Annotated in this window: 1 protein-coding gene; it reads left to right on the top strand. The window is 45.5% G+C overall.

What is annotated here, in order from left to right; all coding sequences use genetic code 11:
• Positions 1-437, top strand: a 437-nt coding sequence (locus tag A3750_RS05520) for a chemotaxis protein CheW (protein WP_369819925.1), incomplete at both ends; no start/stop codon positions are given.

Below are 437 nucleotides of genomic sequence, written 5' to 3'. Positions count from 1 at the left end.
TGTCTTCCAATACTGTACATAGTTCTGATCAGTCAGAAGATAAGATTCTGCAATATGTTACGTTCCGCTTAGATGATGAAACGTATGGCATCAATGTGATGCAGATTCAGGAAGTGTTGCGTTACTCTGAAATCGCTCCCGTTCCTGGCGCTCCACATTATGTCCTAGGGATTATCAACTTACGTGGCAACGTTGTAACGGTAATCGATACGCGCACACGTTTCGGTTTAGCCCAATCTGAGGTAAGCGATCAGACACGAATTGTTGTCTTGGAGCTTGAGGGTCAGGTTGTCGGTGTACTCGTCGACTCTGTAGCGGAAGTGGTTTACTTAAAAGAGTCAGAGATAGAAACCGCGCCTAATGTTGGTAACGATGAGAGCGCGCGCTTTATCCAAGGCGTATGTAATAAAAACGGCGAGCTGATCATTCTTGTAGAG

It is taken from the genome of Oleiphilus sp. HI0079 (assembly GCF_001635105.1).
The sequence above is the reverse complement of the archived record's forward strand: the minus strand, read 5'-3'. Positions and strand labels throughout refer to the sequence as shown.